General features: G+C 71.4%; 10 protein-coding genes. 8 read left to right on the top strand and 2 right to left on the bottom strand.

What is annotated here, in order from left to right; genetic code table 11:
- The first annotated feature begins 361 nt into the window (after positions 1-361).
- The gene (locus tag ABZ370_RS07095; RefSeq protein WP_358617614.1) at positions 362-3385 is read left to right on the top strand and encodes a beta-N-acetylglucosaminidase domain-containing protein; all 3024 of its coding nucleotides are present in this window, start codon (positions 362-364) and stop codon (positions 3383-3385) included.
- An 86-nt stretch (positions 3386-3471) separates the two neighbouring features.
- Here ABZ370_RS07095 and ABZ370_RS07090 read toward each other — a convergent pair whose 3' ends face one another.
- Complete coding sequence (locus tag ABZ370_RS07090) at positions 3472-4011, bottom strand: HNH endonuclease (protein ID WP_358617612.1); 540 nt, start codon at positions 4009-4011, stop codon at positions 3472-3474.
- A gap of 409 nt (positions 4012-4420) precedes the next feature.
- Here ABZ370_RS07090 and ABZ370_RS07085 point away from each other — a divergent pair, with 409 nt between their 5' ends.
- Positions 4421-5509, top strand: coding sequence for a mechanosensitive ion channel family protein (locus tag ABZ370_RS07085; RefSeq protein WP_358617609.1), 1089 nt, complete (start codon positions 4421-4423; stop codon positions 5507-5509).
- 53 nt (positions 5510-5562) lie between these two features.
- Here the strand turns inward: ABZ370_RS07085 and ABZ370_RS07080 are convergent, their stop codons facing one another.
- On the bottom strand, positions 5563-7500 hold the full coding sequence (locus ABZ370_RS07080) for a S53 family peptidase (protein ID WP_358617607.1): 1938 nt from the start codon (positions 7498-7500) through the stop codon (positions 5563-5565).
- A gap of 254 nt (positions 7501-7754) precedes the next feature.
- Between ABZ370_RS07080 and ABZ370_RS07075 the strand changes: the two genes are divergently transcribed.
- From ABZ370_RS07075 to ABZ370_RS07050, 6 genes are all read left to right on the top strand, one after another.
- Positions 7755-8981 carry an ROK family transcriptional regulator gene (locus ABZ370_RS07075; RefSeq protein WP_358617604.1) on the top strand — a complete coding sequence of 409 codons (1227 nt, stop codon included), beginning with the start codon at positions 7755-7757 and terminating at the stop codon, positions 8979-8981.
- An 88-nt stretch (positions 8982-9069) separates the two neighbouring features.
- Positions 9070-10398, top strand: a complete 1329-nt coding sequence (locus ABZ370_RS07070) for an ABC transporter substrate-binding protein (RefSeq protein WP_358617601.1) — start codon at positions 9070-9072, stop codon at positions 10396-10398.
- A gap of 11 nt (positions 10399-10409) precedes the next feature.
- Positions 10410-11363: a sugar ABC transporter permease gene (locus ABZ370_RS07065; RefSeq protein WP_358617598.1), complete on the top strand. Its 954-nt coding sequence runs from the start codon at positions 10410-10412 to the stop codon at positions 11361-11363.
- A 29-nt stretch (positions 11364-11392) separates the two neighbouring features.
- On the top strand, positions 11393-12298 hold the full coding sequence (locus ABZ370_RS07060) for a carbohydrate ABC transporter permease (RefSeq protein ID WP_358617596.1): 906 nt from the start codon (positions 11393-11395) through the stop codon (positions 12296-12298).
- Positions 12295-13557 carry a 6-phospho-beta-glucosidase gene (locus ABZ370_RS07055; protein ID WP_358617593.1) on the top strand — a complete coding sequence of 421 codons (1263 nt, stop codon included), beginning with the start codon at positions 12295-12297 and terminating at the stop codon, positions 13555-13557. Before ABZ370_RS07060 ends, ABZ370_RS07055 begins: the two co-directional genes overlap by 4 nt.
- 80 nt (positions 13558-13637) lie before the next feature.
- Complete coding sequence (locus ABZ370_RS07050) at positions 13638-14708, top strand: BadF/BadG/BcrA/BcrD ATPase family protein (protein WP_358618342.1); 1071 nt, start codon at positions 13638-13640, stop codon at positions 14706-14708.
- The last annotated feature ends 53 nt before the right edge of the window (positions 14709-14761 follow it).

Raw genomic sequence — 14761 nt, 5'->3', positions numbered from 1 at the left:
CAGACGTAAACGATGCCTGGACGTGCCGCACGTCACACCCACGGGACAGGCGATTTCACGGCCGGGAGGGGTCGGGAACACAGAGCTTACGGACAGGGCCCGCCTTCATCCGTCAGACTTGCGGGGGCGACACGACGGCGCGCAGGGGGCGGTCCACAGGGAGCGCACAACCGTCGGCACCACCGCGCTCGCGGCAATGCCGACAGTTCGGTCATGCGCGTTGACACCCTCACCGGCGTACTGGTGGGCTCGTCGCCAATTGGCGCCTTTCGCGGCCAGTACGACGGGGCCAGCTATCTGAATCGAGGAGACGCCCGTGCACTTCCGGGGGAAGAGGCCGAGGGCAGTGGGGGCGACGGCCATGGCGGCCGCGGTCATCGGTGGACTGCTCGGCGGCGCCCAGGGGGCGAGCGCCGCACCCGTGGACGATCCCGGCACCGCCGGGGCCTCCACACCGGACCGGAACAGCACCGGGGACGTACCGTCCGTCTGGCCGCGGCCCCAGTCGCTGCGCGCGCAGGGGGCGGACGTGGCGATCTCCGGCGAGGCCACGCTCATAGCCGACGGCGACGCCGATCCGTACGCACTGGACGCGCTGCGCGCCCTGCTGCACGACGCGGGGGTGCGTACGGTCAGCGAAGCCACTCCAGGGGGCACGCCCCCGGCGCGCGGGCTCGTGGTGCACGCCGGAGGCAAGGGTGCGCAGAGCGCGTTGCGCGCGCTGCGGGCGCCGGAGCGCGGCGACCTCCCGTCCGGCGGCTACCGGCTGGCCACCGGCACGGTGGACGGGCACGCCACGGTCGCGCTGGACGGTGTCGGGCCGGACGGCCTCTTCCACGCCGTCCAGACGCTGCGCCAGCTGCTCGTCCAGCGGGCCGGATCTCCGTCGTCGTCCCAGGGCGCCAAGGCCTTCGCCGGGGCCATCGTCCGCGACTGGCCCGGTACGGCGGTCCGCGGCACCACCGAGGGGTTCTACGGCTCCCCCTGGTCGCACCGGGACCGGCTGGCCCAGCTCGACTTCATGGGCCGCACCAAGCAGAACCGGTACCTCTACGCACCCGGCGACGACCCGTACCGCCAGGCCCGCTGGCGCGATCCGTACCCCGCCGAGCGGCGCGAGGAGTTCCGCGAGCTGGCCGCCCGGGCCCGCGCCAACCATGTGACCCTCGGCTGGGCGGTCTCTCCCGGCCAGGAGATGTGCTTCTCCTCCGACAGCGATCTGAAGGCGCTGCTGAAGAAGGTCGACGCCATGTGGGCGCTGGGGGTGCGCTCCTTCCAGCTCCAGTTCCAGGACGTCAGCTACAGCGAGTGGCACTGCGGCAAGGACGCCGACACCTTCGGCTCCGGCCCCAAGGCGGCCGCGAAGGCGCAGGCCCGCATGGCCAACGCGCTGGCCCGCCACCTCGCCGGGCGGCACCCGGACGCGGCCCCGCTCTCGCTGATGCCGACCGAGTACTACCAGGACGGCGACACCGACTTCCGGCGTGCGCTGGCCGACGATCTGGACACCGCCGTCGAGGTGGCCTGGACCGGCGTCGGGGTGGTGCCCAGGACGATCACCGGCGGTGAGCTGGCCGACGCCCGGGCCGCCTTCGGCCACCGGCTGGTCACCATGGACAACTATCCGGTCAACGACTACGCCCAGGACCGCATCTTCCTCGGCCCCTACACCGGCCGGGAACCGGCCGTGGCCACCCAGTCCGCCGCCCTGCTGGCCAACGCCATGGAGCAGCCGACCGCGTCCCGCATCCCGCTGTTCACAGCGGCCGACTTCGCCTGGAACCCGCGCGGCTACCGCTCCCAGGAGTCCTGGCAGGCGGCCATCGACGACCTGGCCGGACCCGACACCAAGACCCGCGCGGCGCTGCGCGCGCTCGCTGGGAACGACGCGTCCTCGGTGCTCGGCGGCGACGAGTCCGCGTATCTGCGCCCCCTGACCGACGCGTTCTGGGCGGCGGTCGGCCGTACGGACATGGACCGGCTGGACCGGGCGGCGGACCGGCTGCGCGCGGCGTTCGCGACGATGCGCGACGCCCCCGAGCGGCTGTCCGGGACGCTGGGCGAGGACGTACGGCCCTGGCTCGACCAGCTCGGGCGCTACGGCGACGCGGGCGTACAGGCCGTGGACATGCTCACCGCCCAGGCGCACGGCGACGGCGACAAGGCCTGGACGGCCCGGCTGGCGGTGGAGGGCCTCCGCGAGAAGATCGCGGACAGCCGGGTCACGGTCGGCAAGGACGTGCTGGACCCCTTCCTGAAGAAGGCCCTGACCCAGGCCGACGACTGGTCCGGCGTGCGGCAGCCGGGCCAGGAGAAGCTCCGTACCCGCGAGGCCGACCACGCGGCCGCCGACGGCAAGGCGACCACCACGGTGGTCTCCCCGGGCAAACCGGTCACCGTGCGCTTCGGCCGCACCCGCCCGCTGGCCTCGGTCTCCGCGCTCACCGGGCGGTCCGCGGAGGGCTCGGGCACCGTCGAGGCCCATGTGCCGGGCGAGGGCTGGCGCGGGCTCGGCGCGCTGGCCGCGGACGGCTTCACCCAGGTCGGCGGCAAGGGCGTGCGGGCCGACGCGGTCCGGCTGAGCTGGGCGGCGGGCACCACACCGCCCACGGTGCACGAGATCACCCCCTGGTTCGCCGACACCCCGGCGGTCGACCTGCGGCTGTCCCGTGGGTCCGTGGACGCCGAGGTCGGCGGCCGGTCCGCGACCATACGGGCCGAGCTGAGCTCGCTGCGCCCCGGCGATGTGAACGACAAGCTCACGCTGCGCACCCCGCACGGCATCACGGCCCGGACCCCCGAGGGCGTGACGGCCCCGCGCGGGGCCACGGCGACCGCCCGGATCGAGGTGTCGGTCGACAAGGACACCAAGCCGGGCACGTACGCCGTCCCGGTCCGCTTCGGCTCGGAGCAGCGCATGCTGACCGTCCGGGCCCTGCCGCGCACCGGCGGCCCCGACCTGGCCCGCGCGAAGGGGACGAAGGCGACCTCGTCCGGCGACGAGACCCCCGACTTCCCGGCCTCCGCGGCCGTCGACGGCGACTCCGGCACCCGCTGGTCCTCCCCCGCCGAGGACGGTGCCTGGCTCCAGCTCGAACTGGCCCGCCCGGCCCACCTCGGGCGGCTCGATCTGCGGTGGCAGGACGCGTACGCCTCGCGCTACCGGGTCCAGGTCTCGCCCGACGGACGCACCTGGCGTACGGCGGCGACCGTCACCGACGGCCAGGGCGGCCGGGAGATGGTGGGGCTGGACGCCCCGGACGCCCGGTTCGTCCGCATCCAGGGCGTCGAGCGCGGCACCCGGTTCGGCTACTCGCTCTGGTCGGTCGCGGCGTACGCGGTGGACGAAACCAAGAGCAAGAGCAAGAAGCCGGGCAAGGGCTAGCACCGCACCGAAGTGCCCCTTCGGCGGCTGAGCTGAAGGGGCACCTCGGAGGCGAGCCGAGCCTCAAAAATGCTTCAGCCCGGGTCTCAGGCGGATTTACAGCCGTCGATCCGGGCCATCGCATCGTCCGCGCCGAATGCCTCCAGGTATGGCAGCCAGCGCGGGTCCCTATGGCCGGTGCCGATGATGCGCCAGGCGAGGCCGGACGGCGGCGCGGGTTGATGGCGCAGCCGCCAGCCGATCTCGGCGACGTGCCGGTCGGCTTTGACGTGGTTGCACCTGCGACAGGCGGCGACCACGTTTTCCCAGGTGTGCTGCCCGCCACGGCTGCGCGGGATGACGTGATCGACGCTGGTTGCGACGCCACCGCAATAGGCGCATCTACCGCCGTCACGGGCGAAGAGGGCGCGGCGGGTGAGCGGGACGGGCCCGCGAAAGGGCACCCTCACGAAGCGCTTCAGCCGGACGACGCTGGGAGCGGGGATCGCGTGGGTTGCGCTGTGCATCAGGGCGCCTGAGTCCTCGAGGCTGATGGCCTTGTCGTTGAGGACGAGAATGAGCGCGCGGCGGAGCGGTACGACGCCGAGCGGCTCGTACGACGCGTTGAGGACCAGGACGTGCGGCACGGATGCCTCCTTGTACGCCGGCGGCGCGTGGCTCGCGCCGGGACGATCTCCCCCAGTTTCCCCTGAACCCTGGCCGGAACGCCACTATCACCGGGTTAACGGTTGAGAGGCATTTCCGCGCACCGCCCGTATGCGGCCCGCACACACTGCACACGAGGCCTTCGAAACTTCCTGGAGTGGCAAGAATCACGGCCCGGGCGGGCCCGGAGCCGATCTTGCGGCCGCCCGGACGGCCCGGAGAGCGGCGGAAACCGCGAGCTGAGGCCGTTCACCCTGCTTTCGTGCGCCCCCCGGGCGCCTTCACGCGCTGTCGAACACAGGAACGGCGGTTTCCCGCGCCCGGCTACTGTGTGAAGGAATTGCGCGTGCGCCAACCGCGCGTGCATGCCGTACACGAAGGGTTTCCGCTGTGTTCTGGTCCGCTGCTCTGGCCGCTGACTCGACGCCTCGTCCCACGACTCCGACGACTCTGGACGATGCGCACAGGAGCGCCACCAACGCCGCGGGCTGGGTGGAGGAGAACTGGTCCACCTGGCTCAGCGTCGGGCTGCGCATAGCCCTGATCCTGGTGATCGCGTTCGTCCTCCGGACCGTCGTGCGGCGGGGCATCACCAAGCTCATAGAGCGCATGAACCGCACGGCCCAGGCCGTGAACGGCACCGCGCTCGGCGGGTTTCTGGTCAATGTCGAACGGCGGCGGCAGCGGTCCGCGGCCATCGGCTCGGTGCTGCGCTCGGTCGCCTCGTTCTCCATCATGGGGACCGCGGGGCTGATGATCCTCTCCGCCCTGCAGATCAATCTGGCGCCGCTGCTCGCGAGCGCCGGTGTGGCGGGTGTGGCGATCGGTTTCGGCGCCCGCAACCTGGTCACCGACTTCCTCTCCGGCGTCTTCATGATCCTTGAGGACCAGTACGGGGTGGGCGACTCGGTCGACGCGGGGGTCGCCTCCGGCGAGGTGATCGAGGTCGGCCTGCGGGTCACCAAGCTGCGCGGGGACAGCGGGGAGATCTGGTACGTCCGCAACGGCGAGGTCAAGCGGATCGGCAACCTCAGCCAGGGCTGGGCGACGGCCGGGGTGGACGTCCAGATACGCGCCGACGAGGACCTGGACCGGGTCCGCGAGGTGATCAACCAGGTCGGCGTGGACATGGCCAAGGACGAGCCGTGGAACGAGCGGCTGTGGGAGCCGATCGAGGTGCTGGGGCTCACCGCGGTCTACCTGGAATCCATGATCGTCCAGGTCACGGCGCGGACCATGCCGGGCAAGGCGCTCGGCGTCGAGCGCGAGCTGCGCTGGCGGATCAAGAAGGCGCTGGACGAGGCGGGCATCCAGCTGGTCGGCCACCCGCCCGAGGCGAACCTGTCCACCGACGCGGCCGACCCGTCGGCGGGCGTGAACGCGCCGTCCGCGCTGGCCAACCCGGACTCGCCGCAGTCCACGGCGGCCAGCCCGCTCGCACCGCCCGCCACGACGACACCGCCCGCCCCCTCGAAATAGGGGACGGGCGGCGCCGGAGGAACCGGCCGCTCAGCGCCGGTGAATCCGGCCGCTCAGCGCCGGTGGGTGCCGAACGACGCCAGGTATGCGGCGGCCGGGGTGCCCACCCCGGTCACGTCGTCGTAGCCGACGACCGCGCTCAGCGAGCTGTCGCGGCCGAGGCTGCGCAGCGAGGTCACCAGGCCGTCCGCGTCGTCGTGGCTGTTGACGTAGTCGACCCGGACCACGCCGAGCGAGACCCCGGCGCCCAGCGGATGGTCGGTCACGTCGTGGTACGAGGCGGTGCCGTACCGGCCGTACAGCGAGGGGTTGGCGAAGCCGATGGGCCGCCCGCCGCCCGCCTGCTGGGCCAGCGCCTGGACGCCGGCGATCACCGGGGCGGCCAGCGAGGTGCCGCCGATGCGGTATTCCCCGTACTGGAGCGATCCGTCGGGGAAGGTCTGCGTCTGCCCCACCAGGAAGCCGGTGTTGGGGTCGGCGACGGCCGCGACGTCCGGGGTGACGCGCTGCGGCGCGGTTCCGCCGTTCGCCCGGGCGAGCGCGTCGGGGACCACTCCGCGCTGGTAGAACGGCTGCGGCACGGTCTTGCTGGTGCCGCCTCCGGCGCCCGAGGTGAACGCGCCGGGCAGGGAGTCCCAGTTGGTGCCGTCCGCCGCCAGGGGGGACTTGGTGGTGCCCCAGCCGGTCTCCCAGTGGTACGCGTTCCCCTTGCCGACGGCCAGTGAGGTGCCGCCGACCGCCGTCACCCAGGCCGAGTTGGCGGGGGTGTCGACCTGCTTGGTGCCGGTGGAGGCGACGTTGTCGCCGTTGTCGCCGGAGGAGAAGTAGAAGCCGATGCCCTCGACCGCGCCCTGCTGGAAGATCTGGTCGTAGGCGAGCGCCAGATCCGGGGTCTGGTTGGCCTCCACATCGCCCCAGGAGTTGGAGACGATGTCGGCCAGCCGGTTGTCGACGACCTTCGCGAGCGAGTCCAGCAGATCGTCGTCGGTGCAGGACGCGCCGCCGACGTAGACGATGTCGGACGCGGGGGCCAGCGCGTGTACGGCCTCGACGTCGAGCGTCTCCTCGCCGTACCAGCCGCTCGCGTCGCACTCCTCGGTGTGCTGGTACTCGGCGGGCAGCACCTGCGTCAGCTGGCCCTTGCGGTAGCCGGGGTCACCGTTGTCCCGCGCGTAGCGGGCGGCGTCGGCGGCGATGGTCGGCGAGGCGTAGGCGTCGGTGATGGCGACCGTCACGCCCTTGCCGGTGTCGCGGCTCTTGGCCCCGTAGGCGGCGCGCAGCTGCTTGCCGGTGTACCCCTTGACGGCGTACGGCTGCTTGGCGCCGTACGCGGAGGGCAGGCTCTTGTTCACCTTGGAGCCGTAGTAGGTGGAGAACGGCCCGGCGTTCTTGAAGACCGCTCCGGGCGGCGGCAGCGTCTCGCCCTGGGTGGCCATGTACTTCGCGCGCTTGGGCGCGTTGTCCAGGCCGACGACGGTCAGGACGGCGCCGTTCAGCGAGGCGGGCACGGTCGCGGCCCTGGACGGGGCCCGGTAGACCTTGCCGCCCTTGGCGTAGTTGTGCAGCTGAGTGCCGAACGCCTTCTCCGCGGCGGCCACTTCACCGGTCACGGAGAGGTAGTGCTGGTTGTGGCCGGTGACGGTGAGCCCGGAGCCGCGCAGCCAGGCGGTCACCGCGTCGGTCTGCCGCTGGGTCGGCCCGAACCGCGCCCGGGTCTGCCGGGCCGTCAGGTACGCGCCGTATGTGGGCGAGGAGGGGTCGGACACGGCGGCCGCGTAGTCGGCGAGCCCCTTGGCGTCCCGCCCGGCGAGGTAGACGCGCGCGGTGACCCTGCCGCTGTCGGCGGTGGCACCCCGGTCCGAACGCGCCGTCGCCCAGGCGGGTTTGGTCGCGCTCAGGGTGTCCCGGCCGGACGGCGCGGAGTCGGCCTGGGCGGCGGGTATGCCCAGGGTGAGCACACCGGCGGTCAGCGGCAGTGCCGTTGCCCCCACCAAAGCCGTGCGTATGGCGAAAGAAGACCGCCCGAAAGAAGACGGCCTGAAAGAAAACGATCTCACTTAGCCCCCTGCGATACGCGAAGTCGATCAGGCCACTCTTTCGATGACTTGTCCATGCCAGGTCTATGGCTTCGCCAAGAAGACACCAAATCCGGACGCTCGCACCCCATTGACGCCGCCCCGGAAGCGCCTTACCTTCCTCTTCATCAATAGGAAAGTTTCTTAACAGAGTGAGGCGGGGCACCACGATGGCCGCACCACCCCCCGGCAACACCACCCCCAACGGCACCCCCGGGACCCCCCGGGTCCTGCGCGCCATGAACGACCGGGCCGCGCTGGACCTGCTGGCCGCGCACGGCCCGCTCACCCGGACCCGGCTCGGGGAGCTGACCGGGCTGTCCAAGCCGACCGCCTCGCAGCTGCTGACCCGCCTGGAGTCCGCCGGGCTGGTCCGGCCGACCGGCAATGTGACCGGACGGCCCGGGCCCAACGCCCAGCTGTACGAGATCAACCCGGCCGCCGCCCATGTCGCGGCGCTCGCCGTCGACCAGGAGGGCATCACCGCCGCCGTCGCCGACATCACCGGCCAGGTGGTCGGGGAACACCGGGTGACCGCCCCCACCACCGACGAGTCCCTGACCGGCCGCACCGCGGAGCTGGTGGCCGAGGCCGTCGACGGCGCCCTGGCCGCCGCCGGGCTCGTCCGGGCCGACCTGCACGGGACCGTCATCGGCACCCCCGGCGCGCTCGACCCGCGCACCGGCACCCTGCGCTACGCACCGCACCTGCCCGGCTGGCAGTCGCGCGCCCTGCGGGACGAGCTGGCCGAGGTGCTGCACACCCCGATCGTCATCGAGAACGACGTCAATCTGGCGGCCGTCGCGGAACAGCACCACGGCACCGCCCAGGACTTCGACGACTTCGCCCTCGTCTGGGCGGACGAGGGGGTCGGCGCGGCCATCGTGCTCGGCGGCACCCTGCTGCGCGGGGCCACCGGCGGAGCCGGGGAGATCGGCTACATGCCGCTGCCGGGAGCGCCGCTCGCCCGCGGCGGGCCGGACGCCGCGGCCCGGCCGGACGGGGGCGGCGGGTTCCAGAAGCTGGTCGGCTGCCCCGCCGTCGTGGAACTGGCCCGGCAGCACGGCATCGAGGCGCCCACGGCCGCCAAGGCGCTGAGCGCCGCGCTGCGCACCCCGGGAGCGGGCGACGAGGTGCTGACCGAGCTGGCCCGGCGGCTGGCCACCGGGCTCGCCTCCGTCGTCGCGGTGGTCGACCCGGAGCTGGTGGTGCTGTCGGGGGAGGTCGCGCAGGCCGGTGGGGAACGGCTGCGCGAGCTGGTCGAGACCGAGCTGACGGGGCTCGCGCTGCCCCGGCCGGAATTGCGGATCAGCGATATCGAGGGGGACCCGATACTCATCGGCGCGCTGCGTCAGGCGGTCGCCGATGCCCGTAACACCGTTTTCGACACCGCCTGAGTTTCGCTACCGCCTTCAGTGCTGCCTTCACGCCTGCCTTCACTGCTGCCTTCGCCACCGCCTGAATTCCCCGCAAGGAAGTACCGCCATGCCACCAAGACTGGCTGTTCTCGCCTCGGTGCTCGGCGCCGGTGCCCTGCTGCTGTCCGGTTGCGCCAATCCCAGCACCGGCAGCGCGACCGACGATCCGACCAAACCCGTCACGCTGAAGTTCTGGCACGGCTGGTCGGAGAAGAACGAGGTCAAGGCGATCGACGCGAGCATCGCCCGGTTCGAGAAACTCCACCCCAACATCAAGGTGAAGGTCACCGGCAATGTCACCGACGCCACCTTGAACCAGGCGCTGCGGGCCGGCGGGGACGACGCTCCGGACGTGGCCTCGTCGTTCACCACCAACAATGTCGGACAGTACTGCTCGTCCGGGATGTGGGCGGATCTCGACCCGTTCATGAAGAAGACCGGACTGGACAAGAACAAGGTCTTCCCCAAGACGCTGCTGGACTACACCAGCTATGACGGCGATCAGTGCGCGCTGCCGCTGCTCGCCGACGCGTACGGCATGTACTACAACAAGGACGCGTTCCGTGAGGCCGGGATCTCCCGGCCGCCGCGCACCATGTCGGAGCTGAAGCGGGACGCCGTCAAGCTGACCAAGCGCACCAAGAGCGGCGGCTACGAACGGGTCGGCTTCATGCCGAACTTCCGGCTCTACCAGAACAGCCCGGACCGGTTCTTCGCCCAGTGGGGGCCGACCTACTTCGACAAGGACGGAAAGGCGCGGCTAGCGAAGGACAAGGCGACCAAGCAATTCTTCGCCACCACCCGGGACCTGGTGAAAAGCCAGGGCGGTTACGGTCCGCTGGAGAAGTTCCGTACCTCCTTCGGCGACGAGATGTCCTCGCAGAACGCCTTTCTCACCGGCAAGCTGGCCATGCACATGGACGGCGAATGGCGCGGCCTCTTCATGAAGGGCGCGAAATTCCGGTGGGGCACCGCCCCCCTGCCGGTACCCGATGACCAGCCCGAAACCTACGGCCGGGGCTATCTCACCGGAACGGTGATCGGCATCGGGCACAGCAGCACACACCAGAACGCGGCCTGGGAACTGGTGAAGTTCCTGTCCGCCGACACCGACCAGGTCGTCTCCTTCGCCAACGCCATCCACAACGTGCCGTCCACCAAAGCGGCGCTCACCTCCCCCAAGCTCGATTCCGACCCCACCTTCCGCGCCTTCCTGGACATCGCGCAGAACCGCTACAGCACCGCCCTGCCCGCCTCGATCAACGGCGGACAGTACGTGGTCTCCCTCCAGGACTTCTCCTATGGCGTCGAGGAAGGCAAGGAACCCGACCTGGACAAGGGGCTGAAGGAACTCGACAAGGAAATCGATGCCGACAATCTCCAGGCCCGGAACTGACGGAGCGCGATATGGCCACAGTGACGAACAATCCCGCTCTGCGCCGCAAGGCCATGCGCGCGCGGCTGCGCACCCTCGGTTTCCTCTCCCCCTGGCTGGTCGGTTTCACCGTCTTCTTCGGCTATCCGCTGGTCGCGACGGTCTATTTCTCCTTCATGCACTACAACCAGATCGAGACCCCGACGTTCGTGGGGCTACGGAACTGGCGGTATGTATTCGAGCAGATGCCGCTGTTCGGCCCGGCGCTGTGGAACACGCTCTGGCTGGTCGTGGTGATGGTCGCGCTGCGGGTCGTCTTCGGCCTCGGGATCGGACTGCTGGTCACCAAGGTCAAGGCGGGCGTCGGTTTCTTCCGCACCGCGTTCTACCTTCCGTATCTGGCTCCCCCGGTGGCGGCCACCGTCGCCTTCGTCTTCCTGCTCAACCCGGGCACCGGACCGGTGAACGACATCCTCGGGAAGATCGGGCTCTCCGCCCCCAACTGGTTCAACGACCCGGCGTGGGCCAAGCCCTCGCTCGTCCTGCTGTCCCTGTGGGGCATCGGCGACCTCATGGTCATCTTCATGGCGGCGCTGCTGGACGTGCCGAAGGACCAGTACGAGGCGGCCGAGCTGGACGGCGCCGGGGCGCTCCACAAGTTCCGCTATGTGACCTGGCCGTCGATCACCCCGATCGTGATGTTCGCGGTCGTGACGGGCGTCGTCCAGACCATGCAGTACTACACGCAGGCGCTGGTGGCCGGGAAGCTCGCCTCCGGTGTCAGCATCGGCCCCGGTTCGGTCATCCAGCCCGGCTATCCCGATCACTCCACCCTCACCGTGCCGCAGCTCGTCTACTCGCTCGGCTTCCAGAACTTCAACACCGGAGCCGCCTGCGTGCTCTCGCTCGTACTCTTCGCGATCGCGATGGCGGTGACGACGCTGCTGATGCGCCGGCGCGCCGGGCTGCTGTCGGCCGAGGACTGACCGGCCGAGGACTGAGAGGACCGTCCGTCATGACCGCAACCACCACCCTCACAGCGCCCTCCGCGCCCGTCCGCCCCCGCGCCCGGCGCTCCCCCGCCCCGGCCGCCCGCCGCCGCGCCGCGCTCCACTGGATCGCCGTGCACACCGTCGCCCTCGCCGCGGCGCTCTTCTTCCTGCTGCCGTTCGTCTTCGTCTTCCTGACCGCCGTGATGAGCGACAGCCAGGCGATGAGCGGCGACCTGTGGCCCACCGAATGGCACTGGTCGAATTACGCCGATGTCTTCCGGACCCCCGGTTTCCTCGACTGGTGGCGCAATTCGCTGATGTACGCCGTGCTCGGCACTCTCTTCACGCTCTGTTCTTCCATTCCCGTCGCGTACGCCCTCGCCAAGTTCCGCTTCCGTGGCCGCCGGACCGCCATGCTCCTGGTCATCTCGACGATGATGCTGCCGCCGCAGGTCATCGTGGTGCCCATGTATCTGGTCTGGGCCCAGCAGTTCCATCTGTCGGGCTCGCTGTGGCCCCTGATCATTCCGATGGCGTTCGGTGACGCGTACTCCATCTTTCTGCTGCGCCAGTTCCTGCTGACGATTCCGCGGGAATACCTGGAGTCCGCGCGGGTCGACGGCTGCGGGGAGTTCCGTACCCTGCTGCGCATCATCATCCCGATGGCCAAGCCGGGCATCGCGGCCGTCGCGCTCTTCCAGTTCTTCTACTGCTGGAACGACTATTTCGGCCCGCAGATCTACGCCGCGCAGAACCCGGGCGCCTGGACGCTCAGTTACGGGCTGGAGAGCTTCAAGAGCGCGCACAGCGTCAACTGGAACCTCACGATGGCCGCGACGCTGCTGGTCATGGCCCCCGTCATCATCGTCTTCTTCTTCGCCCAGAAAGCCTTCGTGGAAGGCGTCACACTGACAGGAGTCAAGGGTTGAAACTCGCAGTCGTGGGGGGCGGTTCCACCTACACCCCCGAACTCATCGACGGGTTCGCCCGGTTGCGCGATGTGCTCCCGATGGAGGAGCTGGTCCTGATCGACCCGGCCGCCGACCGGCTGGAGCTGGTCGGCGGGCTCGCCCGCCGGATCTTCGCCAAGCAGGGCCATCCCGGGAAGATCTCCTGGACCGACGATCTGGACGCGGGCGTGGACGGCGCCGACGCGGTGCTGCTCCAGCTGCGCGTCGGCGGCCAGGCCACGCGCGAGCAGGACGAGACCTGGCCGCTGGAGTGCGGCTGCGTCGGCCAGGAGACCACCGGCGCGGGCGGGCTCGCCAAGGCGCTGCGTACCGTCCCCGTCGTGCTGGACATCGCGGAGCGGGTGCGCCGCCGCAACCCGGACGCGTGGATCGTGGACTTCACCAACCCGGTCGGCATCGTGACCCGGGCGCTGCTGACGGCCGGGCACCGGGCCGTCGGCCTGTGCAACGTCGCCATCGGCTTCCAGCGGAAGTTCGCGAAGCTGCTGAACGTGGCGCCCGGGGAGGTGACGCTGGAGCACGTCGGCCTCAACCACCTCACCTGGGAGCGGTCGGTGCGCGTCGGCGGCCCGGTCGGCGAGGACGTGCTGCCGGGGCTGCTCGCCGAGCACGGCGACGCGATCGCCGACGACCTGCGGATGCCGCGCCCCCTGCTGGACCGGCTGGGCGTCGTCCCGTCGTACTACCTGCGCTACTACTACCAGCACGACGCCGTCGTACGGGAGCTGCGCACCAAGCCGTCGCGGGCGGCGGAGGTCGCGGCGATCGAGCGCGAACTGCTGGGGATGTACGGCGACCCCGCGCTGGACGAGAAGCCGGAGCTGCTGGGCCGCCGCGGCGGCGCGTTCTACTCGGAGGCGGCGGTCGACCTGACCTCGTCGCTCCTGCGCGACAGCGGGGAGGTGCGCATCGTCAACGCGTTCAACGACGGCACCCTGCCGTTCCTGCCCGACGACGCGGTGATCGAGGTCCCGGCGGCCGTGAACGCGACGGGCGCGAAGCCCCTCCCGGTGCGCCCCCTGGAGCCGCTGTACGCCGGGCTGGTAGCCCATGTCACGGCGTACGAACACCTGGCGCTGGAGGCAGCGTTGAAGGGCGGGCGGGAGCGCGTCTTCCAGGCGCTGCTCTCCCATCCCCTCATCGGCCAGATCGATGTCGCCGAGAAGCTGACCGACGACCTGATCGCGCACAACCGGGAGCACCTGGCGTGGGCCTGACGCAGTCCGAACCGGTCGGTTCCGCCCCGGCCCCCTCCGTCTCCGCCTCCGCCGCACGGGGGGCCGCACCGGGGCCATCCGTGCTGGCGGTCGACGCGGGGAACAGCAAGACCGACGTCGCGCTGGTCGGCCCGGACGGGGCCGTGCTCGGCACGGCCCGCGGCGGCGGCTTCCGGCCGCCCGTCGTGGGCACCGAGCGGGCCGTCGGCGAGCTCGCCCGGCTGGTGGAGGAGGCGGCGCGGCAGGCCGGTGGCTCCGGTCCGCCGCGGGTCGGGCATGTCTCGGCGTGCCTGGCCAACGCCGATCTGCCGAGCGAGGAGGAGGAGCTGACCCAGGCGCTGACCGGCCACGGCTGGGGCGGGACCGTCACGGTCGCCAACGACATCTTCGCGCTGCTGCGGGCCGGGGTCGCGGACGACGGCGAGCCGACCGGCGTCGCCGTCGTCTGCGGCGCCGGGATCAACTGCGCCGGGCTGGGCCACGGCGGGCGCACCGCCCGCTTCCCCGCCATCGGGCGGCTCTCCGGCGACTGGGGCGGCGGGGGCTTCCTGTCGGAGGAGGCGCTGTGGTGGGCGGCGCGCGCGGAGGACGGCCGGGGCGAGCCGACCGAGCTGGCCCGCGCCCTCCCCGCGCACTTCGGGCTGAGCACGATGTACGAGCTGATCGAGGCCGTCCACCTGGGGCGGCTGGAGCCGTCCCACCGCTATGCGCTGACGCCGGTGCTCTTCGCGGTGGCCGCGGGCGGCGACGAGGTCGCGCGCGCGATCGTCGACCGCCAGGCGGAGGAGGTGGTCACGATGGCCACGGTCGCCCTGACCCGGCTGGATCTGCTGGCCGAGGAGACGCCGGTGATCCTGGGCGGCGGGGTGCTCGCGGCCCGGCATCCGCAGCTGGACGGCCGGGTCCGCGAACTCCTCGCGGAGCGCGCCCCGAAGGCCGCGCCCCGGGTCGTGGCGGCCCCGCCCGTGCTCGGTGCGGCGCTGCTCGGCCTGGACCGCACCGGCGCGCCGCCGACGGCGTACGCCCGGCTGCGCGCGCACTACGACGGGGCCGCGGGGGCGCCGGCACGGCCCGCGCGAGCAGGGCGTACGGGGGCCCGGGTGGAAACTGACAGTGACGGAATGGGAACCGAAAGTCCCTCCCGAACGTAGTCAAAGGGGAGGGGAGATCGCGATCCGAGCAAGATCCAGGCAAGACCGGTGAC

The sequence above is a fragment of the Streptomyces sp. NPDC005962 genome, from assembly GCF_040629205.1.
GTDB lineage: Bacteria > Actinomycetota > Actinomycetes > Streptomycetales > Streptomycetaceae > Streptomyces.
This window is presented reverse-complemented; position numbering and strand designations above follow the sequence as displayed.